Raw genomic sequence first — 25,069 nt, 5'->3', positions numbered from 1 at the left:
AAATTCAGTTATTGCGCAGTTTACCTGTCAGACACTTGGCGCTCCAGCCTTAAAACAGGCTAAACTTGGCGGCACATATTGCGGATTGCAAAAGGAAAAACGCGTTATGCGCACCGTTCTTAATATTCTGAATTTTATCCTTGGCGGCTTTCTCACTACGCTTGGCTGGCTCTTTGCCACGCTGGTCAGCATTGTGCTGATTTTTACGCTACCGCTGACGCGCTCCTGCTGGGAAATCACAAAACTTTCGCTGGTTCCGTTCGGCAATGAAGCGGTTCACGTTGATGTACTGCGTCCTGACAGCAAAAGTGCGTTTCTCAACGCTGGCGGTACATTTCTGAACATCTTCTGGCTTATTTTCTTTGGCTGGTGGCTTTGCGTAATGCATATTTCAACCGGAATCATGCAATGTCTGAGCATTATCGGTATTCCCACCGGGCTGGCGCACTTTAAGCTGGCTGCGATTTCACTCTGGCCGGTTGGCCGTCGGGTGGTCAGCGTGGAAGAGGCACAGGCAGCGCGTGAAGCTAACGCGCGCCGCCGCTACTGAGGATCCGGTTTATGTCCGACGCTATGCCCGCCTGGCGCCGCTATCTGTTTAACAGCAGCCTGCGCTATCTGCTGCGTATTTTTCTGGCGCTGTCGGGCTGCGCTGCGTTTCCCTGGTGGCTGCAGCAGGTAGAGTGGACCATTCCGCTTACGCTGGGGGTGGTCGCTGCCGCGCTGGCCGATCTTGACGACCGCTGGACAGGCCGTCTGCGCAATCTGATCATCACCCTGTGCTGCTTCTGTATCGCGTCGGTCTCCGTTGAGCTGCTTTTCCCCAGACCCTGGGCGTTCACTGCCGGCCTGGCGCTCTCAAGCTGGGGATTTATCCTGCTGGGCGCGCTTGGCCAGCGTTACGCGACCATCGCGTTTGGTGCCCTGCTGATTGCGGTATATACCATGCTGGGTATCGGGCTCTTTCCACAGTGGTGGATGCAGCCCGCGCTGCTGCTGACGGGAGCACTCTGGTACAACCTGCTGACCTTTATTGGCCACCTGATGTTTCCGGTGCGACCCGTTCAGGAGCAGCTGGCGGCCAGCTTTTCCCAGCTGGCGCGTTATCTTGAGGCGAAAGCAAACCTGTTTGATCCGGACGGCGGTGAGCAGGATGATGCCGCTCTGATTGCCACCGCAATGGCTAACAGCCAGTTAGTCGCGCAGCTGAATCAGACTAAAAATACCATTCAGAGCCGGCTGCGCGGCGATCGGGGTTCACGCAGTACCCGCCGCAGTCTGCATTACTATTTTGTGGCGCAGGATATTCATGAGCGCGCCAGCTCTTCGCACATACAGTATCACCAGCTGCGAAATAACTGGCGTTACAACGAAATCCTGTTCCGTTTTCAGCGTCTGCTGAATATGCAGGCGCAGGCGTGTCGCCAGCTGGCTGAAACGATCGTATTGCGCCAGCGCTGGCATCACAGCAGCCATTTCGAGCGTGCTTTTGCGCGCCTTGAGACGGCCCTTGAGCGACTGCAGCAAAGCGACCCGGATGCCGGACATACCGCCCCGCTCTCCTGGTTACTGCGTAATCTGCGCGCCATTGATGCACAACTTGCTTCGCTTGCTTCAGAACAGCAGCTGTTTGAGACGCCGCTGCAGAGTGAGCACCATCTTTCGCGTGACACGCTGCGTGGCTGGTCCGATATACGTCTGCGTCTGAGCCGTCACCTTACGCCCGCCTCTCCGCTGTTTCGCCACGCCATCCGAATGTCGCTGGTGCTCTGTATAGGTTATGCCTTTATTCAGATTACCGGGCTGCAGCGCGGTTACTGGATACTGCTTACCAGCCTGTTTGTCTGTCAGCCCAACTATAACGCCACGCGTCGCCGGCTGGCGCTGCGTATCGGAGGGACGCTGGCAGGTGTGGCAATCGGGCTGCCGGTGCTGTGGCTGGTGCCCTCGGTGGAGGGGCAGCTGCTGCTGATCGTCCTCAGCGGCGTGCTGTTTTTTGCTTTCCGTCAGATTCAGTATGCGCAGGCCACGCTGTTTATTACCCTGCTGGTACTGCTCTGCTTCAATTTACTGGGTGAAGGCTTTGACGTGGCCCTGCCGCGTATTGTTGATACGCTTCTGGGATGCGGACTTGCCTGGCTGGCGGTGGCGTTTGTCTGGCCTGACTGGCGTTTTCGCAAGCTCACCACAATAGCCGATCGCGCGCTGAATGCTAACTGCCGCTATCTGGATGCCATCATGGAACAGTATCATCAGGGCAAAGATAACCGGCTGGCTTACCGGGTCGTACGCCGGGATGCGCACAACGCTGACGCTGAACTCGCCTCTGTGGTATCGAATATAAATAGTGAACGCCGGGCAGATCAGACGCTGCGGGAGCACGCCTTCAGACTGCTCTGTCTTAATCACTCGTTTCTGAGCTATATCTCAGCGCTGGGTGCACATCGCACCCGCTTATCACCGGGGAAACTGCTCACGCTGCTTGATGACGCCGTCTGTTTTGTTGAGGATGTTTTACAGATTGAGTGCGTGACAAACGATCGGGTAGCCGCGATGCAACATACGCTCCAGCAACGCATCGGCGAACTGAAAACCAGCTCTGAAGCCCAGGCACCTCTGATTTTGCAGCAGCTCGATTTACTGATCACGCTGCTGCCTGAGATCGCCCGCCTGCGCCGCGCCCTGGCGCAGGCCTGAAACAGTAACAGCGGCTCCCGGGTTTACCGGCGTAGCCGCTCCTGGTACCAGCTGCTCAGCGCCTCTTTTACGTCTGCCGGAAGCGCCGCCTGATGATGGCCAGAGATCGCTCCTTCCAGTGCCAGCAGCGTTTTCAACCCGACATGCTTGTTGACGCTGCGCAGCTTAAGCCAGCTCTGTCGTGACCCCATCTCCTGCAGTGATTCCACCGAGCTGATCCCCGCTTTATGCAGCATCAGCTCCATACGCAAACTGAGATTAGGAAGATCCTTGAGCCGCAGCGAAATATGTTTTACTGCAGCATCAGCCTGTGCCGCCTGCAGGGAGCTGGCTGACAAACTGATCAGCTGTCTCCTGTCCTGCCATAGCTGCTGATCCACTTTGAAGTAGCTCAGGGTGACAGGGATGCCGCGCTTACGGTAAACCAGCGGCTCCAGCGGCCGCTGAACGGCATAAAGCCGCAGCGCCTCACTGGCGCGCAGGTAGAGCGTGTCATTATCAATATAGGCGAACACCACGCGCTCAATAGCCAGCGCATAGCCGCCAAACTGCGTACGCGACTCTATATCTCCCAGAACCGACAGGGCGTCGATCGATTGTTCCACTACCTCATTTTTTCGCTTCATCATGTCCCTTTTCCTCATTCCTTGTGCAGGGTATTTCCTATAAAACAGTGACTATTCATTTAGTTAGAAGATAAAAAAAACGATTTACTGATTCAACGAATAAAACGCTTTTGGTGCCATCTTCTGCCAGTTTTGAGAGACATTTTCAGAAAATGAAGTTGATCTCTGTTAATTTAAACAGTACTGTACATTCATCCAGTTCACTACTGAGCGAGTATATTATGCGCACGCATTTCTCTGGCCCTGTTGATCGTTCCTCCTGGTTAGCGCCTTCCACTGCAGTTCAGCCGTCAATGGGCGGTATAACGGAATTACGCTACAGTGAGCATCCTGGCATGATGCAATTGCTTCTGCTTCCGGTGCTCAAACAGCTGAGCGAACAGTCACGCTGGCAGCTCTGGCTGACGCCAGCGCATAAAGTCAGCCGCCGCTGGATCCAGCAGTCTGGTCTGCCGCTTGAGAAGAGTATGCATATTACTGAATCAGATCGGCTCAGTACGGTTGAGAATATGGTGAAAGCGCTGCGTACCGGAAATTACAGCGTAGTGCTGGCCTGGATACCCTGTGAACTGCAAGAGAATGAGCGTCAGATGCTGCAGCAGGCAGCAGAAGAAGGCGAAGCTTTGGGTCTGATTATGCGCCCGGAAGAAGCTGATATCATTTCTGCCAGACAACCCGGAAGCACAAAAATTCCCTCGGATTTGTTTCATTAAGTAAAAAGTGAGATTTATCTCAGCTTTTTTTTCCGGCCTGTTGCCGCTAAGCTACTGATAATGTTCCTGCCAGTCAGGACAAGGGCTTAGCTGCAATTCTCTATTTACAGACCGAAAATTTTGCCCCGTCAATTGTTAAAATGTGTGTATTTACACCTGTTTTTTTACCTGCTCACCTCACATCATACTTGTAAGTTTTCAATCTCGTTGTAGACTTTAGCTCGCCAGGGTGCTCAATAACCTCCGTTTTTTCGGTAGAGTCATAAGCGAGCGTTCAGACCCGGCGAAGGATTACAACCAAGAGCAACCTTTTTGCTCATTGCCTATTTGGATGATAACGAGGCGCAAAATGAAAAAGACAGCTATCGCAATTGCAGTGGCACTGGCTGGCTTCGCTACCGTAGCGCAGGCCGCTCCTAAAGATGACACCTGGTACACCGGTGCTAAACTGGGCTGGTCTCAGTATCACGATACTGGTTACTACGGTAACGGTTACGCGAACAACGACGGTCCAACTCACGAATCTCAGCTGGGCGCAGGTGCTTTCCTGGGCTATCAGGCGAACCCATACCTGGGCTTCGAGCTGGGCTATGACTGGCTGGGCCGTATGCCTAACAAAGGCGACAACATCAACGGCGCATTCAAAGCGCAGGGCGTTCAGCTGGCAGCTAAACTGAGCTACCCGATTGCTGATGACCTTGACGTGTACACCCGTCTGGGTGGCATGGTATGGCGTGCAGATTCTACCCAGAACAACACTCTGACCGGCGAACGCCGCAGCGACCACGACACCGGCGTTTCTCCGCTGGCTGCAGTGGGTGTTGAATACGCAGTGACCAAGAACTGGGCAACCCGTCTGGATTACCAGTGGGTTAACAACATTGGTGATGCAGGTACCGTTGGCGCGCGTCCAGACAACGGCATGCTGAGCGTAGGCGTTGCATACCGCTTCGGTCAGGATGAAGCTGCTGCACCAATCGCTGCACCAGCTCCGGCACCAGCTCCGGTTGTTGAAACCAAGCGTTTCACTCTGAAATCTGACGTGCTGTTCACCTTCAACAAATCTACCCTGAAGCCAGAAGGTCAGCAGGCTCTGGATCAGCTGTACAGCCAGCTGAGCTCAATGGATCCTAAAGATGGTTCCGTTGTAGTTCTGGGCTTTACCGATCGCATCGGTTCAGACCAGTACAACCAGAAACTGTCTGAGAAACGTGCTCAGTCTGTTGTCGACTACCTGGTATCTAAAGGTATCCCGGCTAACAAAATCTCTGCACGTGGCATGGGCGAATCCAACCCGGTTACTGGCAACACCTGTGACAGCGTGAAAGGCCGTAATGCCCTGATCGACTGCCTGGGTCCAGACCGTCGCGTTGAGATCGACGTGAAAGGCATCAAAGACGTTGTAACTCAGCCACAGGCTTAAGTTATCGCGTAAAAAAAACCCCGCTCCGGCGGGGTTTTTTGTTTCTGCTATCTGCTTACTTTTTGTTCTCTTCGCTGCCTAAGATGGCCTGCAGATCCTGCTTTAACGTAGACATCTGACTGGCATATTTCTCTTTCCGTTCGGCATCTTCAATCAGCTGTACAATTGTCTCAGAGAGCGTGCAGTGGCGACGCTGCGCCAGGCCCGCCAGCCGTTGCCACACCAGATATTCTAAATCGATAGATTTTTTACGCGTATGCTGGTGTTCAGCATTGAAGTGACGCTTGCGGCGGGCACGTATGGTTTGCTTCAGGCGATTTTCCAGACCCGGATGAATATGCTGCGCAATCCACTGGTTCACCTCAACCGGCGTATTTTCCAGCGCAAGCAGCGCGTCAACCGCAGCCTGTGCCGCGCTGAGCTCCAGATAGCGGGTGATTAGCTCCCCCTCCCGATGTTTTTTCACCAGGTATTTCCATTTCCATCCACTTTCCAGATTTTCAAGCTGCTGGTATTTCATCGGAATCCCACCGTGACCACGTAACAACTTAAGAATAACAGCTTTTTTGCGCGATGCAGCAACGAAAAACATGTTGCTCCTGTCACATTCACTACCGGAACTCGCCGTGATAAACCCGGTTGTATCCTGTATAATCACGCTTTTCCTAAATCAGACTAATGCGAATATTTTGACCAGCAACCAACTTACGTGGCAAGCCCTGCAGCCAGATAGCACCCCCTGGCAGACCCTCTTTTCAACGGTTTCACTGAAAGATAGCGATAGCCTTGCCGCGGTTCAGCCGCGTTTGCTGAATGCGCTGGCGCATTTACACCATCAGTCTGCGGGTTTTCCGCTGCTACTGTTACGCAGCCAGGAAAATAGCGACTATCTCGCCTGGATTGCCGGGGCCACGCGGCGTTTTCAGCCTGATGCCGGGCAGCTCTATGGCGGTGACTATCATGTGATGGGCGACACCGTTACGCTGCTGCCGCCTTCAGACATCAACCGTCCTTTTACCAGTAGCGGCGGCGTGTTTTATGCTGACTGGATCGAAGCAGAGCAGCTGTTTGGCTGCGTGCGTCAGTATAAGGATCGCGTGATGCCTGAGCCCGGGCTGCTGCATCGCGCCAACGGCGGCACGCTGATCCTGTCTATCAATACGCTGCTGGCACAGCCCCTGCTCTGGCTGCGCCTGCGCCGGTGTATCGAACTGCAGCGGTTTGAGTGGTATTCGCAGGATGAGCGACAGCCCCTGCCGGTGACAATTCCAGCTCTGCCGCTTAGCGTCCGCCTGGTTCTGTGCGGCGATCGCGATGCACTGGCCAGCTTTCAGGAGCTGGATGCCGAAGTGCACGAAATGGCGCTCTACAGTGAGTTTGAAGAGAACCTGCAGATTGCCGATGAGAGCGATATGCTCAACTGGTGTCAGTGGGTTCTGACGCAGGCAGCACGGGCAGACCTTAATGCACCGGAGGCTGATTTCTGGCCACCGCTGCTGACGGAAGCGGTACGTTTTACCGGCGATCAGGATACGCTGCCGCTCTGTCCGCGCTGGCTGAGGCGACAGCTGCATGAGGCCGCCCTGCACGGCGACATCATTAATGGTGAAGCGCTGACGGAGGCGCTTGAAGCACGCCAGTGGCGGGAAAACTACCTTACTGAACGCATGCGCGATGAGATCCTGCTAAATCAGATCATGATTGAAACAGATGGCGAGGTTATCGGACAGATCAATGGCCTGTCGGTTATTGAGTTTCCGGGGCACCCGCGTGCCTGGGGTGAGCCGTCACGTATTACCTGTGTGGTGCACCCAGGCGATGGTGAACTCAATGACGTGGAGCGTAAAGCTGAGCTGGGCGGTAATATTCATGCCAAAGGCATGATGATTATGCAGGCCTATCTGATTGCTGAGCTGGAACTCGATCAGCCGCTGCCCTTCTCCGCTTCGATGGTGTTTGAGCAATCTTACTCTGAAGTGGATGGTGACAGCGCCTCGCTGGCAGAGCTGTGCGCATTAATCAGCGCGCTGGCTAATCAGCCGCTGAGCCAGCAGATTGCGGTGACCGGCTCTGTTGATCAGTTTGGCAATGTGCAGCCGGTCGGTGGCCTCAATGAAAAAATCGAAGGATTCTTTCATGTCTGTCAGGCGCGTGAGCTGACCGGTAAGCAGGGTGTCATTCTGCCTGCCTCTAACGTGCGTCATCTCAGTCTTAGTCAGGAGCTCGTTGACGCGGTGAAAGCAGGAGAGTTTCATCTGTGGGCAATTGACCGTATCGATGAAGCCCTGCCGCTGCTGACCGGCGTGGCGTGGCAGAGCGAGAGCGGTGAATCGCTGCTGACTATGATTCAGACCCGTATTACACAGTTTAACCAGCAGGAATCTGCACCCCGCCCGTGGCCGTTACGCTGGCTTAACTGGTTTAACCACAAATAGGGGCATTGCCCGGCGTACAACTGTTCGCTAATATTCGGGCTTCACTAAAAGAAGGCATATTGAGAACATGGTAGATAAACGCGAATCCTATAGCAAAGAAGACCTGGTTGCCTCAGGTCGCGGCGAACTGTTCGGCGAAAATGGGCCACCGCTGCCCTCTGACAACATGTTGATGATGGACCGTGTGGTCAAAATGACCGAAGATGGCGGTAACTTCGACAAAGGTTTTGTTGAAGCTGAACTGGATATCCGCCCCGACCTCTGGTTCTTCGATTGCCATTTCAAAGGCGATCCGGTTATGCCTGGCTGTCTGGGCCTGGATGCCATGTGGCAGCTGGTTGGTTTCTATCTCGGCTGGTTAGGCGCGGAAGGCAAAGGCCGTGCGCTGGGCGTGGGCGAAGTGAAGTTTACCGGTCAGGTGCTGCCAACAGCGAAAAAAGTGACCTATAAAATTCACTTCAAGCGCGTAATCAACCGCAAGCTGGTGATGGGTGTTGCAGATGGTGAAGTCTTTGTTGACGGTAATCTGATCTACACCGCTACCGATCTGAAAGTCGGTCTGTTTAAAGATACCTCTGCGTTCTGATCCTGCTTAACAAAACCTCCGCCGCGGCGGAGGTTTTCCCTTTGCTGACATCCGGCAGGGCTACGCCACCGCCGACCTGTCCTCCATGGCCTGACGCCAGCCTCCCAGCCAGTGAGACCGCGCATCGATCAGTTGATAGGGGCACAGCTCCTTAGAGCGGCCAGTAATGCCGGCCTGATAACCGCGTGAATGTGCACGTTCTAAACGGTCTCTCTTCTGTCTCTTCATACCGCGTTTCCCTCATTTCAGGTCTGGTGGAATCTGGTGGAAAGAAAGAGTGGCGAATTAATGTTCAGCCACAGTAAAGTTCTAACCCCAATGCGCAGAAAAAGCAATGCGCAAAATTCACGCCAGCGTCACGGTTTTGCCGTTAAAACGACATAAAGAAATGTCAAAGCAGTGTCTATGTTTTTGATTAGGCAAAAAAAAGCCCCCGATCTCCGGTGCAACGTTGCTACGAAGAATCAGGGACTTAGCAGTTATCTAAACCAATTCCTAATTTAGCGAAGCCACACTGTCTGCGATCTGCTGTGCGGTCTGCTGCCAGCCTGCAGCCAGCGTGCGGACCAGCGCATCATAACCATCCTCATTTTGCGGCAACGTCACACTAAAGCTGCGCTTGATAAGCTGATCCTGATGCTGCAGCAGCCATTCACCGCTGACCACGACCCGCCCGTCGTAACGTCCCTGAAACCCACTTACGCTGACGTTAAGCGTATCGTAGCCCTCTCCATGCGGTGACGCGGCGACCACGCGGCCCGGCAGCGCCTGGCTCAGATTAGTAATCAGCGTCTGCTGCAGCTGCTGATCGAGCGGGCTGGCCCAGAGATTGTTGGTGGCAATGACATATTTAACATCGCTGGTCTGATAAACCAGTCCGTTGCCTGCCAGATAATCAGGCACGTTCACATGTTCCACCCAGAGCATCGGCTGGCTGCTGCCCGCGCTGCTGGCGACGCGTACCGTACTGCTGCCTGCCGGCAGCTGATAGTAGGTGGTGTCGATGGTTGTGCTGCACCCTGCCAGCAGCAACATAGCTCCTGCGATGATGGCTTTTTTCACTGTTTCGCCCTCTTTGGCTGCGGATCCTGGCCTGGCTTCGCTTCAAATACCAGGGCATTGCTTTTCGCATTCAGCGTTTTCAGCACTGGCTGCAGCTCACGCAGCACCTGATCAAGCCGCTGCATATCTCCCACCAGTTTATTGTACGCTGGCGATCCCGGCTGCAGCCCTTTCATGCTGCGGTTGAGTTCACGCAGCGTCTGCTGCATATCAGCAGGCAATGTTTTCATTGCCGGACTGCCGGTAAGCTGGTTCAGATTATTCAGCGTATTCTGCAGCTGACGCAGCGTGCGCTGACTCTCTTTCAGTGTGCCGGTCGCCTCATTAATCATCGGATTAAGCGGCAGCGCGTTGATCTTATCAAGCGCCGCCATCAGCTTCTGCTGGATCTGGCTGAGACCACCGCTGACGGTAGGGATCACCTCAAGACCTGCTACGCTGTTCGGTCCTTTATAGGCTGGCGCTTTATCGTAGAAATCGAGATCGACAAACAGCGCGCCGGAGAGCAGGTTGCCGGTTTTCAGCGTGCCGCGCAGGCCACGTTTCTTCCCATCCTGCAGATGCTGCTCCAGATTAAAATCACTGCCCAGTCGTGCGGTAAAGCGATCGGGTTCGATGCGAATCAGCACCGGCACGCGATAATCTGTGTTCAGCGCCTGGTCCATACCCGGGATCATATAAGGCACCTGCGCGACGGTTCCCAGACGAATACCGCGGAACTCAACCGGTGCACCCACCTGCAGGCCGCGAATCGAATCACTGAAGAACATCAGGAAATCAGTGTGTCGGGTATAGAGTGAATCCTGAATGCTGCGCTGATCGTCATACAGATGATAATCCGCTTTGTTCTGTGCGACCTCACCCAGATCCCAGCCATCCGGTACGTCAAAGCTGACGCCGCCGCTAAACAGCGTGGTCAGTGAACCCATCTCCACGCGCATCCCCGAAGCAGACATATCAACGGCAATGCCGCTGTCTTTCCAGAAACGCACATTCGTGGTCACCAGCCGGTCATAAGGCGCAGTGACAAACAGCTGATAGGTCATCATACGTTTGTCAGTATCGAAGGTGCTGGTTTCCACCGTGCCGACGCGATAACCGCGGAACAGCACCGGATCGCCCGGATTGAGCTGACCCGCTTTGTTACTGTCGAGCACAATGCGGACCCCTTTCGCATCCGGCGGCGCCAGCGGCGGTGAATCAAGCAGCTGATACTGCTCCGGCTGTTCGCCTTTTGCACCGGGCTGCAGCTCGATATAGGCGCCTGAAAGCAGTGTGCCAAGACCGGTGATCCCTTCGCGTCCAATCTGCGGTTTGACCACCCAGAACACGCTGTCTTTATAAAGCAGCTTCTCCATGCCGGCGTTCAGACGGGCTGTGATCTCGACGTGATGCAAATCGTCGGTCAGCACCGCACTCTCTACGGTGCCCACATCCACACTGCGGCTTTTGATAGTGGTTTTACCCGCCACGATGCCTTCGGCGTTTTCGGTGATCAGCGTCACCAGCGGCCCCTGATGGCTGAAGTGATAAAAAAGGATCCACCCGCCGATCAACAGCGTAACGATGGGTACGATCCAGACTGGCGACCAGCGTTTGATCTGATCGACCTTAGCAGTCCCGTGATTGTTGTCCGTCAAGACGCGACTCCTTACGTTCAGTTTCCTGTTGGCGATCCCAAATCAGACGCGGATCGAATGTAATAGCGGCAAACATGGTCAATATCACCACCAGGGCAAACAGCAGCGCGCCCGGTGCGGGATAGACGTTCATCAGCTGTCCCATGCGCACCAGCGCAGAGAGCACGGCGATAACAAACACATCGATCATCGACCAGCGACCAACAAACTCCACCACTTCGTAGATCAGATGCATTTTTTCGCCATCCCGCTGGCCGCGCCCGCTGGCGTGCCAGCAGAGCCAGCCAATAGCGACCATTTTCAGCGAGGGCACCATAATACTGGCGATAAAAATCACCAGTGCAACGGGCCAGGAACCATCGCTCATCAGCAGGATAACGCCGCCCATGATCGTTGAGGGATACTGGGAACCCAGCGTCTCAGTCACCATGATCGGCATAATATTAGACGGGATATAAAGCATAACGGAGGTCAGCAGCAGCGCCAGCGTCCACTGCAGGCTATGCCTGCGGCGCGGTGCCGCGGCTACCCCGCAGCGATCGCAGCGCGGCTGCGTCGCCGGCAGAATAGCCGTACAGCAGGGGCAGCTGCGCAGCCCCTGCTGCAGACCACTTTTTCCCGCCTGCGGCGTAAACGGCAGCGCGGGCAGCGCGTCGATTTGTTGCCAGACCCAGCGCCGATCCACACACTGAAACGCGCGCAGCTGCAGCAGGCAGAACAGGCACCAGGGCCAGAAGCTGCTGCCTAAGCCGATCTCGCCATACGCCATCAGCTTGACGAAACTCACCAGCACGCCGGCCATAAAGATCTCTGCCATGCCCCAGCTGCGCAGCTGAAAAAGAATACGCGCCAGTCCCCGCCGCAGCGGGTGCGGCAGAGCAATCCGGTTGACCAGCAGCAAAATTGTCACCATGCAGAAAGCCGGAATACCCTGCACAAACAGCAGAAACAGGGAAGCCAGGCTGCGGTAATCCTCCCGCACCATGACGCGCGGGATCTCCGGCAGCGTAATGCGGCTGGAGAGACCGGCGACGTGCATATCGATAAACGGAAACAGATTGGCCAGCAACAGCATAAACAGCGCCGCCAGCGCATAACCGGTTGGACGCTTGCGCGGTTCATGCCAGTTAGCCAGCAGCTGCGTATGGCAGCGCGGGCAGCGGGCACGGCTGCCCGCCGGCACAGCGGGCAGCCTGACGGTTAAATCACACTGTGGACAGAGCATCCACTGCTGCGCCTGCGGCGACGTTGCGCACATGCCCTTTTCCTCTGTGTTATGCGCCGTTTTTCAGCGCTTCCAGCTCTTCCCAGCGGGCAAAGGCGGTTTCCAGCTCCTGCTCCGTCTGCGCCAGCGTATCCAGCACCGGCTGCGTTTTTTCATGCGGCTGACTGAAGAAATCGGGATGGCTCATCTGCGCCTGCAGCTCACCAATCCGCGCTTCCAGCTGCTCCAGCTTTTGCGGCAGCTGTTCCAGTTCACGCGTCAGGTTATAGCTTAGCTTGCCTGCGCTGCGTTTGGCGGTTTCATTTTTTTCAGCTGTTTTCACCGGTGCGGAAACCGTCGGGGCAACACGCGTCTGTTTGTACGCCGCGCGCTGCTGCTGCGCATCATGATAGCCGCCCACAAACGCGCCCACTTCGCCGTTGCCTTCAAATATCCAGCATTCGGTAACGGTGTTATCCACAAACTGACGATCGTGGCTGACCAGCAGTACGGTGCCCTGATATCCGTCGACCAGCTCTTCCAGCAGCTCCAGCGTTTCAACGTCCAGATCGTTGGTCGGTTCATCGAGGATCAGCAGGTTGCTGGGCTTCAGGAACAGCCGCGCCAGCAGCAGGCGATTGCGCTCTCCGCCCGACAGCGCGCGTACCGGCGTCATGGCGCGTTTCGGATGGAACAGAAAGTCCTGCAGGTAACCCAGTACGTGACGGGGTTTGCCGTTGACCATCACTTCCTGTTTGCCTTCCGCGAGGTTATCCATCACGGTCCGGTCCGGATCGAGTTCAGCGCGATGCTGATCGAAATAGGCAATTTCAAGCTTGGTGCCGCAGTGCACCCGTCCACTGTCCGCTTTTAGCTGCCCCAGCATCAGGCGCAGCAGCGTGGTTTTTCCGCAGCCGTTAGGCCCAATCAGCGCAATCTTATCGCCGCGCTGGACCTGGGCTGAAAAGTCTTTAACCAGCGTTTTGCCTTCCACGCCGTAGTTTACGTTCTCCAGCTCAAAGACAATTTTACCGGAGCGGGCCGCTTCACCGACCTGCATATTGGCTTTGCCCATCACGTCACGACGCTCGGAACGTTCACGACGCAGCGCTTTCAGTGCCCGCACGCGGCCTTCATTGCGGGTACGACGCGCCTTGATCCCCTGACGGATCCACACCTCTTCCTGCGCCAGCTTGCGGTCAAATTCAGCATTCTGCATCTCCTCAACCCGCAGCGCCTCCTCTTTACCCACCAGGAACTGATCGTAATCTCCCGGCCAGGAGACCAGCTTGCCGCGATCGAGATCGACAATGCGCGTCGCCATATTGCGGATAAACGAGCGGTCATGCGAAATAAACACGATGCTGCCGGTAAAGGTTTTCAGAAACGTTTCCAGCCAGTCGATGGTTTCAATATCGAGGTGGTTAGTAGGCTCATCCAGCATCAGCACGCGTGGATTACTGACCAGCGCCCGGCCCAGGGCCGCTTTACGCAGCCAGCCGCCGGAGAGCGAAGAGAGTTCTGTATCAGCCTGCAGGCCAATCTGCTGCAGAACATCGTTGATACGGCTGTCGAGCTGCCAGAGATTCTGGTGATCGAGAATCGTCTGCAGCCGGCCCATTTCATTGAGGTTTTTCTCGCTCGGATCCTCCATCACTTTGTGCGAAATGGCGTGATAGGCTTTGAGATGCTCCGCCTGCTCGGCCACGCCCTCAGCGACAAAGTCATACACCGAACCGGTAATGTTACGCGGCGGATCCTGCTGCAGGCGCGAAACGATCAGGTCCTGCTCATAGATGATACGCCCATCATCCAGCGGCTGTTCGCCGTTGATGATTTTCATTAATGTGGATTTACCGGCACCGTTACGGCCCACCAGACAGACGCGTTCGCCCTCTTCGATGTGCAGTTCGGTATTATCCAGCAGCGGTGCATCACTGAATGAGAGGTAAGCACCATGGATACTGATCAACGACATATAAATTATTCCTTACCGGCGTGGCTGACCAGCCAGCAGTTGTGAATTTGACGATTACGGGCAAAGTCCTGTGACAGGGTTTTTTGCGTGATCTCCTGCGCCTGCAGACCGAGCCGTTGCAGGCCCTCCAGATCCATTTTGAAGCCGCGCTTGTTGTTGGAGAACATAATGGTGCCGCCGCGACGCAGCATGCGCTTCAGGTTTTGCAGCAGCATCAGATGATCGCGCTGCACATCAAAATCCGCCTCCATACGCTTGGAGTTGGAGAAGGTCGGCGGATCGATAAAAATCAGGTCAAACTGCTCGTCGCTTTCACGCAGCCAGCTCAGGCAGTCGGCGTGCAGCAGGCGATGCTGACGGCCGGTCAGACCATTAATACGCAGGTTGCGCTCCGCCCACTCAAGGTAGGTGCGCGACATATCAACCGTAGTGGTGGATTTTGCCCCGCCCAGCCCGGCGTGTACGCTGGCGCTGCCGGTGTAAGAGAACAGGTTCAGGAAGTCTTTACCTTTACTCATCTGGCCGAGCATCTGCCGCGCGATACGGTGATCGAGGAACAGGCCGGTATCAAGGTAGTCAGTAAGATTAACCAGCAGCCGGGCATTGAACTCCTGCACTTCAAAGAATTCGCCCTTTTCTCCCAGCTTCTGATACTGATTTTTGCCCTTTTGCCGCTCGCGGGTTTTCAGCACCAGCCTGTTAGCCGGGATCTCCAGCACGCTGAGCGTGGCGCTGATAACATCAAACAGCCGCTGGCGCGCTTTGGTCGCGTCGATGGTTTTTGGTGGCGCGTATTCCTGCACCACCACCCAGTCGGCGTAGCGATCCACTGCGACATTGTATTCCGGCAGATCGGCATCATAGAGGCGATAGCACTCAATGCCCGACTGACGCGCCCATTTCTCCAGCTTCTTCAGGTTTTTGCGCAGGCGGTTTGCGAAATCTTCCGCAATCTGCGCGCTGCCAGCCGCACCGGACGCCGCCAGCTGATAATTTTTCTGCACGCACTCCAGCGGGCCATTTTTCGCTTTAAACTGGCGCTCCGCGCGCAGCTGCAGGCAGCTCAGCAGATCGGGTGAGGCGCTGAACAGCGACAGATTCCAGCCGCCAAACTGCTGCTTCATAATGCGGCCCAGCTGGCTGTGCAGCGCAATCAGCGCCGGCTCGCTCTCCAGACGCTCACCATAAGGCGGGTTACTCAGCACCGTTCCGGTCACGCTTTTATCGTCAAGCGGATTACTCAGCTTCAGCACATCCTGCTGCGCAAAGGTAAAAAGCTCAAAGACGCCGGCACGACGCGCGTTAGCGCGCGCCCACTCCAGCACGCGGCCATCGTTATCATAACCAAAGAAGCGTGCCTGGGCGGCTGCGGTGCCAGCCCGCGCGCGCTGCAGCGCTTCGCTGCGCAGCTCCTGCCACAGCGCTGCGTTATGCTGCTTCCAGCGGCTAAAGCCCCAGTGGCTGCGCAGCAGACCCGGCGCGCGATCGCAGGCAATTAAGGCCGCCTCAATCAGCAGCGTGCCGGAACCGCACATGGGATCCAGCAGCGGCGTTTCCGGCTGCCAGCCGGAACGCATAACAATGGCAGCCGCCAGATTCTCTTTCAGCGGCGCCTGACCGGTCTGCTGACGATAGCCGCGCTGATGCAGCGCGGTGCCGCTGAGATCCAGTGCGATGCTGACGCGATCTTTATTCAGCCAGGCGTTAATGCGAATACCGGGCTGCTCGCGATCCACGCTGGGGCGCGGCAGATCCTGACGGGTAAAGCAGTCAACGATCGCATCTTTAATTCGCAGCGCACCAAACTGGCTGTTGCGGATGACGTCGTTGGTGCCGCTGAAATGGATGGCAAAGGTGGTTTCGCTGTCAAACAGCTCAGCCCAGGGGATACTCTGCGCGCCGACATAGAGATCGAGGTCACTCCAGACACCGAATTCTCCCAGCGGCAGCAAAATACGTGAAGCCAGACGGCTCCACAGCAGGCTTTGATACATTACGCGATCGTCGGCACGGAAGTGGACGCCGCCCTGCACCACCTGCAAATCCTGCGCGCCCAGCGCGTCCAGCTCAGTTTTCAACAGCTCTTCGAGCCCACGCGCCGTACTGGCAAACAGAGAATTCATATCGTCACTTATACTCTTGCTAAAATTGCTGCGCATTATAGCGAATCAGCGTCCTATGTCATAAAGTTAGCTTCTTTTTGTCTGCAAGGAGCGATGATGATTACCTTATCCCGTCTTTATATTCACCCGGTCAAATCGATGCGCGGCCTGCAGCAGTCGCATGCACAGGTGCTGCAGAGCGGTCTGGCGTTTGATCGCATCTTTATGATCACCGAGCCTGACGGGACGTTCATCACCGCCCGGCAGTTTCCGCAGCTGGTGCGTTTTACGCCGGTTGTGCTGCCGGATGGCCTGCTGATTAACGCGCCGGACGGTCAGCAGGCGCTGATCCGCTACGCCGACTTTGCGGCAGAAGAGAGCGAAACCGTTGTCTGGGGCAACACCTTTACTGCCCGCATCGCGCCGGAAGCGATTAACCGCTGGCTGAGCGACTATTTTCCACGCCCGGTACAGCTGCGCTGGACAGGTGAGACGCCGACGCGGCGCGTAAAGCGCTTTGACGCCGTGCCGCTCGGCTTTGCCGACGGCTATCCGTTTCTGCTGGTTAATATGGCGTCGATGCAGGATCTGCAGCAGCGCTGCCCGGCTGGCGTACGCGTAGAGCAGTTTCGCCCTAACCTGGTGGTCAGCGGTGCCCCCGCCTGGGATGAAGATAGCTGGAAGCGGCTGCAAATCGGTGACGTTGAGTTTGTCGTGCCGAAACCGTGCAGCCGCTGCGTATTTACCACTATCGGGACGGAGAACGGAGAGAAACATCCGGCGGGTGAGCCGCTGACCACGCTGCAGGGCTTTCGCAGCGCGCAGGATAGCAGCGGTGATATCGATTTTGGCCTCAATATGATAGCCCTGAACAGCGGGCTGATCCGCAGCGGGGACAGCGTAACGATTCTGGAACGCCATACCCCGCGCGTCTATGGTGCCGGCAAAACAGAAGCTTCGCTGACAGCAGAGCCAGGTGCGCCTGCCAGCGTCACCATTACCTGTCAGGGCCGGCGTTTTGAGGGAGATAATCAGCAGGTATTACTGGAGCAGCTGGAGATGGCCGGGTTTCGTATTCCCTACTCCTGCCGGGCCGGGCTGTGCGGCAGCTGTAAAGTCACGCTGGTCGCCGGCACCGTCAGGCCGTTAAAGCAGAGCGCCGTACGTGCTGACGGCACTATTCTGAGCTGCAGCTGTATTCCGGACAGTGATATTGAGCTGGGATAAAATCTAAACCGCGCGCGCGTACCATGTCGCCAGCTGCAGCGGCTGCAGGCGATCGTTCATGATTTTGATCGCATCGCCAAGCTGCATGCTTTTTCCCGCCATGCTCAGTGCCGGCTGCGCCACCAGACAGAGCGCCGCGTTTTCACTGCTTTCTACTACCAGCAGCTGTGCCTGCTCACCGCTCTCAGCCAGCGTAGCCGTGACCATATCGCCCGCGACCGGCTGCCAGCTATGTTTGTGGCTGATGAAGTGCCAGCTTTTTGGCATCAGCGGCTTGAGGAAGCGGCTTGCCACCAGCGCATTCAGGATCAGCTCGGCACGCTGATGAGCAGATAATTCACTCTCACGACAGCGGTCGTCGAAACTAAAATAGAGTGCGGCATCATCGACGCAAAATCCGCTGCTGTTAAAAGCGTCGGGCGTCAGCATTTTGCGGGAGAAGCGGGAGCGGAAGAGTGTGCCATCAGCCAAATCAAGCATCATACGGTCATGCTCGGCGTCATAATACCAGCGCCAGTTGTCATCGGGTTTGATTTTCATGATGTGCCTTGTGGGATTCTGCTGCGCTAAATGGCGCCTAAAAAATAAAATATCGCTTTAAGCAAAAAGCTGAAAAATAGAACAACAGGGGAAAATATAAACGAGCCAGAGGGAGAAATAAACCCCCTGGCCGGGGAAAGTGAGATATGTCTTAGAGGTGGGTCACGATATCTTTAATTAAAGCCGGTCCCTGATAAATAAATCCGGAGTATATCTGCACCAGGGTGGCGCCCGCGGCAATTTTTTCCCGTGCGGCGATGAGTGAATCTATTCCACCGGCACCAATAACAGGTAAGCGCCCCTGCAGCTCCTGCGCCAGCCGGCGGATTACCTCTGTGCTGCGCGCCTGAACCGGGCGTCCGCTCAGGCCGCCCGCTTCATCTGCATGTTTAAGTCCGCTGACCAGCGTACGGTCCAGCGTGGTATTGGTTGCAATCACACCATCAATCTGGTGACGCATCAGGCTGTCAGCAACCTGGATTAATTCCTCCTCAGACAGATCCGGCGCAATCTTTACGGCCACCGGAACATATTTAAGGTGTCGCTGCTGTAGTTCCTGCTGTTTTAATTTAATCGCCGCCAGCAAATCGTCCAGCGCATCGCCATATTGCAGCGTACGCAGGCCAGGCGTGTTAGGTGAAGAGATATTTATCGCAATATAACCCGCATGGGCGTAGACCTTCTCCATGCAGATCAGGTAATCCTCTTTCCCCTGCTCAACCGGGGTATCTTTATTCTTGCCAATATTGATCCCCAGTACGCCTTTAAATCGCGCTTTTTTGACGTTCTCTACCAGATGATCAACCCCGTGGTTATTAAATCCCATGCGGTTAATGATGCCGCCCGCCTCAACCAGACGGAACATACGCGGTTTATCATTTCCGGGCTGCGCACGCGGCGTTACCGTACCGACTTCAATAAAACCAAACCCCATTGCGCCAAACGCATCAATGCACTCCGCGTTTTTATCCAGCCCGGCCGCCAGACCCAGCGGGTTGGGAAACGTCAGGCCCATACAGCTTACCGGACGCGCCGGCAGCGACTGCCGAATCAGCCCCTCCAGCGGCGTACCGCTGATAAAACGCAGCTGCTGGAAAGTGAGTTCATGCGCGCGCTCGGGATCGAGTTTAAACAGGGCGGGCCGGACGATGGGATATAACATGCACTCTCCTGAATGGCAGTAAAGGAAGAAACAGCGGGTGCACGGGAATACGTGCGCCAGAATGGTAAGGTGCTCTGGCGCAAAAGTAAATTAGTGACGAACCTCAGAACAGGATCGCGATCAACGGCGGGATGAATAACGACTCAGGCGATTACGGCACGCCTGCAGACCGTGATAGAGCGGCGGACAATACCAGAGCAGTTTCAGCCGGGTATTATGCCGTAATACGCGCCGCACCAGACTGTTTACCCGCGGCTGCCACTCGGCAGGTACTTTAATGCGGTGTTTACGGATCTGTGCCAGGCAGCCATGCATAATGGTCTGATAGTAGTCATCCAGTAATGCCTCATCCTGCGGCAGCTGATGCTCTCGCAAAAACGCTTCGCTGCTGTCGCGGGCGATAAAGTAATTTTTTATCCAGGAGAAGTCGCGGGTGCTTTGCGACAGCGAACTCTGCATAAAGCGCTTGTAGTAGTAGCTCTCGCCGGTGCAGTAGAAACTGTGCGCCTGCATATAGAGCGCGAACATAAAAGGCGCATCTTCATGATTCTGAATCGGCAGGAAACTCAGCCCCAGCCGCTCAATCAGCTGCCGGGAAATGATGCTGCTCCAGATCACCCGGTGCGCCGACTGATGCTGGATCAGCGTGCGCAGACTTTCGCTGCCGCCGGAGAAAAGGCCGCTGACGTGACGCTGATGAATCGTCTGATAGTGGCGCTGCGGTTCCGGGACGTCGAAAAACATTTTTGCGCCGAAGCAGAACAGCTCAAGTCCGGTATGCTGCGCCTGCGCGCGCCGGAAATCGGCAAACAGAGTGGCGGAGATAAAGTCATCGGCATCCATAAAATAGAGGAAATCGCCGGTGGCGACCGCCAGCCCTTTCATCCGCGCTGCGCTGACGCCGCCGCGGTTGCCGCTCAGCAAAGTGACCTGCGGATGCGCCTCAGCGAACGCCGTAAGCCAGCTCACGCTCTCATCCGTTGAGCCGTCGTCAATGATAATAATCTCATCTGCCGGCGACGTCTGCTGCAGCAGCGACTGCATCGTCTCCGGCAGCCACGGGGCGCAGTTCCAGTTCGGAATAATGACCGATATAGTCGGGACGGAGCGCGACGTCATACTTATCCTCTTTCTTCAGCATTAACAACGGGTGTACGGCGCAGGCGCTTCAGCACCAGGCTATGCAGCAGACAGCAGACGCCGAGATTCACGGCACCAATCAATGCCAGCCAGAGCAGATTAATCCAGCGATTCTGATTCCACTCAATAGGCAGCAGCGTGCTCAGGCCGGCAATCAGGCCCGATACCGCCCAGATCAGCGCCACGTCGCGCGTCAGCCAGCTGAAGTGGATACCCGGCGCAAAACGACGGTGTACCAGCCATGCCCAGCCAACCAGGTAGAAAATGTTCTGCGCCAGCCACAGCCAGCCGGTTCCCAGCGCGCCGTAGTGAATCGCACACCAGATGTTAAGCGGCACCAGCAGAATGGCAAACAGGGTAAAGCCCTGCATATGGAGTTTTAGGTTGCCATTCACGTACTGCAGGTGATAGAGCAAGCCACAGATCGCCTGAATTCCGCTGCCTAAGGCGTAAAGCGTCAGGACAAAAGCCATCTCATCGACAATCTGCGTTTTTTGCGTCCACGCCCAGAGCAGCGGACCAGAATAGCAGGCGATAGTGATACTGAGCGGGGCCATAAAAATGGCGACTGCCTGCGTGGTGTAACGGTAGAGACGCAGAGATTCCGCATCGCCCTGCTGCCGGGTTTTCATGCCGGTCATGCGCGGCACAATCGCCTGCATAATCGGGCTGCTGAGCAGCAGGATACCGGTCGCCGCCGTTGCCACGACGGTAAAGGATCCGTACTCGCTCAGCGGCAGGGTTTTAGACAGCACCAGACGGTCAATCTGCGAGATAAACGTCCAGATTGCGCTGGAGAACGCGGCGCTCAGCGCAAAGCGAATAAAAGGCCTCAGCACCTCTTTCAGGTCGCTGCGCTTCTCTTTGCGCGCGGCGCGCGGGATAAGCTGATACGCCTTCCAGATGCAGCAGCCCGCCTCGGCGATGGAGACCAGCAGCTGCCAGATAAAGAATGTCAGCACGGCGTTGGCGAAGAGCTGGATCACCAGCACCGCACCAAAGGTGCGCAGCGTGGTAATAGTCAGGTTAACGCCATTCAGCCAGACCTGATGTTCAAAGCCGATGATCACGCTGCGATAGGGACTGGTGCGCCAGCGAATGGCCGCGGTGATCACCATAATTGCCACGGCGATAACCACATCGCCGGCCGGCAAATGACGCGCATCCAGCCAGTGTGTCGCTATCCAGGGCGTTGCCAGCCAGCCCAGCACCACCAGCACCAGCGTGGAAAAAAGGAAAAAGCGCGTCAGGGTGGTAAACAGCGCCGGAAACCAGACAAATTCTTCCTGATTAGCGCGGTAGCGCGCCGCTTCACGCATCAGCGTGGTGGAGACGCCCGCATCCAGCAGCTGCAGCCAGGTCAGTAATATAGAAAAGAAGCCAACCAGGCCATACGCTTCCATCCCCAGATTCTGAATATAGAGCGGCACCACTAAAATACCTGACAGCGTCAGGTAGATCTGCCCGACATAGTTGGCAATCGCATTACGTTTGATAGACATAAAAGTATGGGGGTCTGGGTATTTTTCTCAATGTCTTCAAGCGTGACACAAAAATGTGACAGCGCCCACAGGAGTAATTCTTAAAAACCACCTGGCATTCACGCCGCAGCTTTTTCTTAAATTCATCAATAAAAAACAGAGATCGGGCCATTTTATCCGCCGCTGCTCTGTGAGCCCGACTGGCAGCGCAGGCAGTAGCGTTTCGCAGGCAGCAGATCGGCAGCAGGATCCGTTTGCCGTTTTAAAGCTTTTGATTGCCGGATAAATCATTTACCCCTTTTCCGGCGCTCTGGCAGGATTAAGACAATCAGTTCTCAATTAAACATTATCGATAACTTTTTGTTATAAGGAGCAGGTATGCGGATCCTAACGCTGGCGGGCAGCCCCCGTTTCCCTTCACGTTCGACGGCGCTGCTGACGCTTTGCCAGCGCCAGCTGGAAGCCCGGGGCGCCGAAGTTATTGCGTGGAATATTCACAATTTTCCGCCGGAAGATTTGATCCATGCCCGTTTCGACTCCCCTGCCCTGAATGCGTTTAAAGCTGACATCGCCAGCGCGACCGGCGTCATTATTTCTACTCCTGTCTATAAAGCGTCATTTGCAGGTGCGCTAAAAACTGTCCTGGATCTGCTGCCGGAGCGGGCGCTGGAAGAAAAAGTCGTACTGCCGCTGGCAAGTGGCGGCAGCGTGGCACATATGCTGGCGCTCGATTACGGGCTTAAACCGGTACTGAGCGCGCTGAAAGCGCAGGAGGTGTTACAGGGAGTGTTTGCGCAGGATCTGCAGATTACGCATTACGACCGCCAGCCGGAATTTGCCAGCGATCTCACTTCCCGTATTGATGATGCGCTGGAGAACTTCTGGCTTGCGCTGCAGCGCCGTCATCTGCCTTTTGCCCGGGCTGTCTGAGGAGAGACTATCGTGAAACGACTTATAACGGCTCTGCTGCTCCCGGCGCTGGCTGCCCTGTTTACCCTGACGGCCAGCGCAGCGGACGCGCCTTCTCAGATCCGTATCGGCTACCAGAAAGGCTCGGTCAGCATGGTGCTGGCAAAATCGCACCGGCTGCTGGAGCAGCGTTTTCCGGCGATGGCAATTAAGTGGATTGAGTTTCCTGCCGGCCCGCAAATGCTGGAAGCGCTTAACATCGGCAGTATCGATTTAGGCAGCACCGGGGATATTCCTCCGCTCTTTGCGCAGGCCGCCGGGGCCGATCTGCTTTATGTCGGATCGGAACCCGCGAAACCTAAAGCAGAAGTGATCCTGGTACCGCAGAACAGCCCCATCCGCAGCGTGGCCGATCTGAAAGGCCGCAAAGTTGCCTTTCAGAAAGGCTCCAGCTCGCACAATCTGCTGCTGCGCGCGCTGCAGCAGGCGGGCCTGAGTTTCGCTGATATTCAGCCGGTCTATCTGACGCCAGCCGATGCCCGCGCGGCGTTTCAGCAGGGTAACGTTGACGCCTGGGCGATCTGGGATCCTTATTACTCAGCCGCTCTGCAGCAGGGCAATGTGCGCGTCCTCACTGACGGCAGCACGCTGAACCTGACCGGCTCTTTCTATCTGGCGACCCGACAGTTTGCTGAAGCCAGTCCCGACACCCTCAGCCAGGTGCTGGCCACCTTCAGCGAGGCGGATGCGCTGACGCAGAGCCAGCGGACGCAGAGTATTGACCTGCTGGCGCAGGCGATGGGCCTGCCAAAACCGGTCCTGGCGAGCTATCTCGATCATCGTCCGCCTACCACGATTACCCCCGTCAGTGCACGCACCGCCGCCGCGCAGCAGCACACTGCCGATCTGTTTTACGCCAGCCATCTGTTGCCGGTAAAACTCACCATCGCTGACCGCATCTGGCAACCCCGGACGGCCCATTAATAAGGAACAATACAATGAGCATATCTGTTTTCTGGTTTCTTCCCACGCACGGCGATGGTCACTATCTGGGAACCGCCGAAGGCGCCCGTCCGGTGGATCACGGTTATCTGCAGCAGATAGCACAGGCCGCTGACCGGCTGGGTTTTGGCGGCGTGCTGATCCCGACCGGCCGCTCCTGCGAAGATGCCTGGCTGGTCGCTGCCTCGCTGATCCCGGTAACGCAGCGCCTGCGCTTTCTGGTGGCACTGCGTCCCGGCGTGATCTCGCCGACCCAGGCAGCGCGTCAGGCGGCAACGCTGGATCGCCTCTCTAACGGTCGTGCGCTGTTTAACCTGGTGACCGGTGGCGATCCGGAAGAGCTGGCGGGCGATGGCGTCTTTCTCGACCATCGCGAGCGCTATGCAGAATCGGCGGAATTTACCCGCATCTGGCGACGTGTTTCTGAAGGCGAAACGGTGGACTATGAGGGCAAACACGTCAAAGTGCGCGGTGCGCGCCTGATGTTCCGTTCGGTACAGCAGCCGCGTCCGCCACTCTGGTTCGGCGGCTCTTCTGATGCCGCGCAGGATCTGGCTGCTGAACAGGTTGACGTCTATCTCACCTGGGGAGAGCCGCCCGCGCTGGTTAAAGAGAAGATTGAGCAGGTGCGCGCCAAGGCCGCAGCGCAGGGGCGCACGGTGCGCTTCGGTATTCGTCTGCACGTGATTGTGCGCGAAACGAATGAGGAGGCGTGGCAGGCCGCGGATCGGCTTATTTCACATCTGGATGATGCCACAATTGCCAAAGCACAGGCGGCGTTTGCGCGCACGGATTCGGTCGGACAGCAGCGGATGGCTGCCCTGCACGGCGGCCAGCGCGATAAGCTGGAGATCAGTCCGAACCTCTGGGCTGGGGTTGGCCTGGTACGCGGCGGAGCCGGTACTGCGCTGGTCGGCGACGGGCCAACTGTCGCAGAACGCATGCGCGAATATCAGGCGCTGGGCATTGAGACCTTTATCCTTTCTGGCTATCCGCATCTGGAAGAAGCGTACCGCGTCGGCGAGCTGCTGTTTCCCCATCTTGACCTGGCCGTGCCGGAAGTGCCAAAACCGCGCGTCGTGCAGGCGCATGGCGAAGCTGTGGCCAATGATTTTACGCCACAGAAAGTTGCGCAAAGCTAA

Annotated in this window: 22 protein-coding genes; 10 read left to right on the top strand and 12 right to left on the bottom strand. The window is 56.3% G+C overall.

Annotated elements, in window-relative coordinates; translation table 11 throughout:
* Positions 1-106 precede the first annotated feature (106 nt).
* A complete protein-coding gene (locus F3J39_RS02530) occupies positions 107-550 on the top strand; it encodes a YccF domain-containing protein (RefSeq protein WP_150017277.1) in 444 nt (147 codons plus the stop codon).
* Positions 551-561: 11 nt separating this feature from the next.
* A complete protein-coding gene (gene yccS / locus F3J39_RS02525; RefSeq protein WP_166713804.1) occupies positions 562-2,697 on the top strand; it encodes a YccS family putative transporter in 2,136 nt (711 codons plus the stop codon).
* A gap of 23 nt (positions 2,698-2,720) precedes the next feature.
* Here yccS and F3J39_RS02520 read toward each other — a convergent pair whose 3' ends face one another.
* A complete protein-coding gene (locus tag F3J39_RS02520; RefSeq protein WP_094111488.1) occupies positions 2,721-3,323 on the bottom strand; it encodes a TfoX/Sxy family DNA transformation protein in 603 nt (200 codons plus the stop codon).
* 221 nt (positions 3,324-3,544) lie between these two features.
* On the opposite strand from F3J39_RS02520, the gene sulA reads away from it, so the two are divergent.
* Together sulA and ompA are read left to right on the top strand one after the other, a co-directional pair.
* A complete protein-coding gene (gene sulA / locus F3J39_RS02515) occupies positions 3,545-4,036 on the top strand; it encodes an SOS-induced cell division inhibitor SulA (RefSeq protein WP_039383649.1) in 492 nt (163 codons plus the stop codon).
* A 349-nt stretch (positions 4,037-4,385) separates the two neighbouring features.
* The gene (gene ompA / locus F3J39_RS02510) at positions 4,386-5,459 is read left to right on the top strand and encodes a porin OmpA (protein WP_039383647.1); all 1,074 of its coding nucleotides are present in this window, start codon (positions 4,386-4,388) and stop codon (positions 5,457-5,459) included.
* Between the two features lie 55 nt (positions 5,460-5,514).
* Here the strand turns inward: ompA and matP are convergent, their stop codons facing one another.
* Positions 5,515-5,979, bottom strand: a complete 465-nt coding sequence (matP, locus tag F3J39_RS02505) for a macrodomain Ter protein MatP (protein WP_139074201.1) — start codon at positions 5,977-5,979, stop codon at positions 5,515-5,517.
* A gap of 70 nt (positions 5,980-6,049) precedes the next feature.
* Here matP and F3J39_RS02500 point away from each other — a divergent pair, with 70 nt between their 5' ends.
* A complete protein-coding gene (locus F3J39_RS02500; RefSeq protein ID WP_166713803.1) occupies positions 6,050-7,894 on the top strand; it encodes a Lon protease family protein in 1,845 nt (614 codons plus the stop codon).
* 67 nt (positions 7,895-7,961) lie between these two features.
* Positions 7,962-8,480 carry a bifunctional 3-hydroxydecanoyl-ACP dehydratase/trans-2-decenoyl-ACP isomerase gene (fabA, locus tag F3J39_RS02495; RefSeq protein WP_039383641.1) on the top strand — a complete coding sequence of 173 codons (519 nt, stop codon included), beginning with the start codon at positions 7,962-7,964 and terminating at the stop codon, positions 8,478-8,480.
* 60 nt (positions 8,481-8,540) lie between these two features.
* On the opposite strand, the gene rmf is transcribed toward fabA, so the two are convergent.
* From rmf to rlmKL, 6 genes are all read right to left on the bottom strand, one after another.
* Positions 8,541-8,708, bottom strand: a complete 168-nt coding sequence (rmf, locus tag F3J39_RS02490; RefSeq protein WP_071668711.1) for a ribosome modulation factor — start codon at positions 8,706-8,708, stop codon at positions 8,541-8,543.
* Between the two features lie 267 nt (positions 8,709-8,975).
* A complete protein-coding gene (gene pqiC / locus F3J39_RS02485; protein WP_094111461.1) occupies positions 8,976-9,542 on the bottom strand; it encodes a membrane integrity-associated transporter subunit PqiC in 567 nt (188 codons plus the stop codon).
* Positions 9,539-11,182 carry an intermembrane transport protein PqiB gene (gene pqiB / locus F3J39_RS02480; protein ID WP_166713802.1) on the bottom strand — a complete coding sequence of 548 codons (1,644 nt, stop codon included), beginning with the start codon at positions 11,180-11,182 and terminating at the stop codon, positions 9,539-9,541. The genes pqiC and pqiB overlap by 4 nt, the downstream gene beginning before the upstream one ends.
* On the bottom strand, positions 11,154-12,440 hold the full coding sequence (gene pqiA, locus F3J39_RS02475; RefSeq protein ID WP_166713801.1) for a membrane integrity-associated transporter subunit PqiA: 1,287 nt from the start codon (positions 12,438-12,440) through the stop codon (positions 11,154-11,156). Before pqiA ends, pqiB begins: the two co-directional genes overlap by 29 nt.
* 16 nt (positions 12,441-12,456) lie before the next feature.
* Positions 12,457-14,364, bottom strand: a complete 1,908-nt coding sequence (locus F3J39_RS02470; protein WP_039383636.1) for an ABC transporter ATP-binding protein — start codon at positions 14,362-14,364, stop codon at positions 12,457-12,459.
* A gap of 5 nt (positions 14,365-14,369) precedes the next feature.
* On the bottom strand, positions 14,370-16,487 hold the full coding sequence (rlmKL, locus tag F3J39_RS02465) for a bifunctional 23S rRNA (guanine(2069)-N(7))-methyltransferase RlmK/23S rRNA (guanine(2445)-N(2))-methyltransferase RlmL (protein ID WP_108569215.1): 2,118 nt from the start codon (positions 16,485-16,487) through the stop codon (positions 14,370-14,372).
* A 96-nt stretch (positions 16,488-16,583) separates the two neighbouring features.
* On the opposite strand from rlmKL, the gene F3J39_RS02460 reads away from it, so the two are divergent.
* Positions 16,584-17,693, top strand: coding sequence for a YcbX family protein (locus F3J39_RS02460; RefSeq protein WP_166713800.1), 1,110 nt, complete (start codon positions 16,584-16,586; stop codon positions 17,691-17,693).
* A 3-nt stretch (positions 17,694-17,696) separates the two neighbouring features.
* On the opposite strand, the gene F3J39_RS02455 is transcribed toward F3J39_RS02460, so the two are convergent.
* From F3J39_RS02455 to F3J39_RS02440, 4 genes are all read right to left on the bottom strand, one after another.
* Positions 17,697-18,233 (bottom strand): cell division protein ZapC, encoded by a 537-nt coding sequence (locus F3J39_RS02455; protein ID WP_039383627.1) that lies wholly within the window; start codon positions 18,231-18,233, stop codon positions 17,697-17,699.
* A 151-nt stretch (positions 18,234-18,384) separates the two neighbouring features.
* Positions 18,385-19,395 carry a quinone-dependent dihydroorotate dehydrogenase gene (pyrD, locus tag F3J39_RS02450; RefSeq protein ID WP_104084739.1) on the bottom strand — a complete coding sequence of 337 codons (1,011 nt, stop codon included), beginning with the start codon at positions 19,393-19,395 and terminating at the stop codon, positions 18,385-18,387.
* A 120-nt stretch (positions 19,396-19,515) separates the two neighbouring features.
* Positions 19,516-20,514, bottom strand: coding sequence for a glycosyltransferase (locus tag F3J39_RS02445; protein WP_039383623.1), 999 nt, complete (start codon positions 20,512-20,514; stop codon positions 19,516-19,518).
* A gap of 2 nt (positions 20,515-20,516) precedes the next feature.
* Positions 20,517-22,037 (bottom strand): oligosaccharide flippase family protein, encoded by a 1,521-nt coding sequence (locus F3J39_RS02440; RefSeq protein ID WP_039383621.1) that lies wholly within the window; start codon positions 22,035-22,037, stop codon positions 20,517-20,519.
* 357 nt (positions 22,038-22,394) lie between these two features.
* Here F3J39_RS02440 and ssuE point away from each other — a divergent pair, with 357 nt between their 5' ends.
* The 3 genes from ssuE to ssuD are packed head-to-tail and all read left to right on the top strand — an operon-like array spanning position 22,395 to position 25,069.
* A complete protein-coding gene (gene ssuE / locus F3J39_RS02435) occupies positions 22,395-22,946 on the top strand; it encodes an NADPH-dependent FMN reductase (protein ID WP_104084736.1) in 552 nt (183 codons plus the stop codon).
* A gap of 12 nt (positions 22,947-22,958) precedes the next feature.
* Complete coding sequence (locus tag F3J39_RS02430; protein WP_108569210.1) at positions 22,959-23,909, top strand: sulfonate ABC transporter substrate-binding protein; 951 nt, start codon at positions 22,959-22,961, stop codon at positions 23,907-23,909.
* Between the two features lie 14 nt (positions 23,910-23,923).
* Entirely contained in the window at positions 23,924-25,069 is a 1,146-nt protein-coding gene (ssuD, locus tag F3J39_RS02425) for an FMNH2-dependent alkanesulfonate monooxygenase (protein ID WP_071668708.1), read from the top strand.

The sequence above is a fragment of the Pantoea sp. Acro-807 genome (genome assembly GCF_011752675.1).
GTDB classification, from domain to species: domain Bacteria; phylum Pseudomonadota; class Gammaproteobacteria; order Enterobacterales; family Enterobacteriaceae; genus Pantoea; species Pantoea eucrina.
The sequence above is the reverse complement of the archived record's forward strand: the minus strand, read 5'-3'. Positions and strand labels throughout refer to the sequence as shown.

What these genes read in the sequence shown, in the direction of transcription:
- F3J39_RS02530 (WP_150017277.1), top strand. Translation starts at nt 107, where the DNA reads ATGCGCACCGTTCTTAATATTCTGAATTTTATCCTTGGCGGCTTTCTC.
- yccS (WP_166713804.1), top strand. Translation starts at nt 562, where the DNA reads ATGTCCGACGCTATGCCCGCCTGGCGCCGCTATCTGTTTAACAGCAGC.
- F3J39_RS02520 (WP_094111488.1), bottom strand. Translation starts at nt 3,323, where the DNA reads ATGAAGCGAAAAAATGAGGTAGTGGAACAATCGATCGACGCCCTGTCG.
- sulA (WP_039383649.1), top strand. Translation starts at nt 3,545, where the DNA reads ATGCGCACGCATTTCTCTGGCCCTGTTGATCGTTCCTCCTGGTTAGCG.
- ompA (WP_039383647.1), top strand. Translation starts at nt 4,386, where the DNA reads ATGAAAAAGACAGCTATCGCAATTGCAGTGGCACTGGCTGGCTTCGCT.
- matP (WP_139074201.1), bottom strand. Translation starts at nt 5,979, where the DNA reads ATGAAATACCAGCAGCTTGAAAATCTGGAAAGTGGATGGAAATGGAAA.
- F3J39_RS02500 (WP_166713803.1), top strand. Translation starts at nt 6,050, where the DNA reads ATGTTGCTCCTGTCACATTCACTACCGGAACTCGCCGTGATAAACCCG.
- fabA (WP_039383641.1), top strand. Translation starts at nt 7,962, where the DNA reads ATGGTAGATAAACGCGAATCCTATAGCAAAGAAGACCTGGTTGCCTCA.
- rmf (WP_071668711.1), bottom strand. Translation starts at nt 8,708, where the DNA reads ATGAAGAGACAGAAGAGAGACCGTTTAGAACGTGCACATTCACGCGGT.
- pqiA (WP_166713801.1), bottom strand. Translation starts at nt 12,440, where the DNA reads ATGTGCGCAACGTCGCCGCAGGCGCAGCAGTGGATGCTCTGTCCACAG.
- F3J39_RS02470 (WP_039383636.1), bottom strand. Translation starts at nt 14,364, where the DNA reads ATGTCGTTGATCAGTATCCATGGTGCTTACCTCTCATTCAGTGATGCA.
- rlmKL (WP_108569215.1), bottom strand. Translation starts at nt 16,487, where the DNA reads ATGAATTCTCTGTTTGCCAGTACGGCGCGTGGGCTCGAAGAGCTGTTG.
- F3J39_RS02460 (WP_166713800.1), top strand. Translation starts at nt 16,584, where the DNA reads ATGATTACCTTATCCCGTCTTTATATTCACCCGGTCAAATCGATGCGC.
- F3J39_RS02455 (WP_039383627.1), bottom strand. Translation starts at nt 18,233, where the DNA reads ATGAAAATCAAACCCGATGACAACTGGCGCTGGTATTATGACGCCGAG.
- pyrD (WP_104084739.1), bottom strand. Translation starts at nt 19,395, where the DNA reads ATGTTATATCCCATCGTCCGGCCCGCCCTGTTTAAACTCGATCCCGAG.
- F3J39_RS02445 (WP_039383623.1), bottom strand. Translation starts at nt 20,514, where the DNA reads ATGACGTCGCGCTCCGTCCCGACTATATCGGTCATTATTCCGAACTGG.
- F3J39_RS02440 (WP_039383621.1), bottom strand. Translation starts at nt 22,037, where the DNA reads ATGTCTATCAAACGTAATGCGATTGCCAACTATGTCGGGCAGATCTAC.
- ssuE (WP_104084736.1), top strand. Translation starts at nt 22,395, where the DNA reads ATGCGGATCCTAACGCTGGCGGGCAGCCCCCGTTTCCCTTCACGTTCG.
- ssuD (WP_071668708.1), top strand. Translation starts at nt 23,924, where the DNA reads ATGAGCATATCTGTTTTCTGGTTTCTTCCCACGCACGGCGATGGTCAC.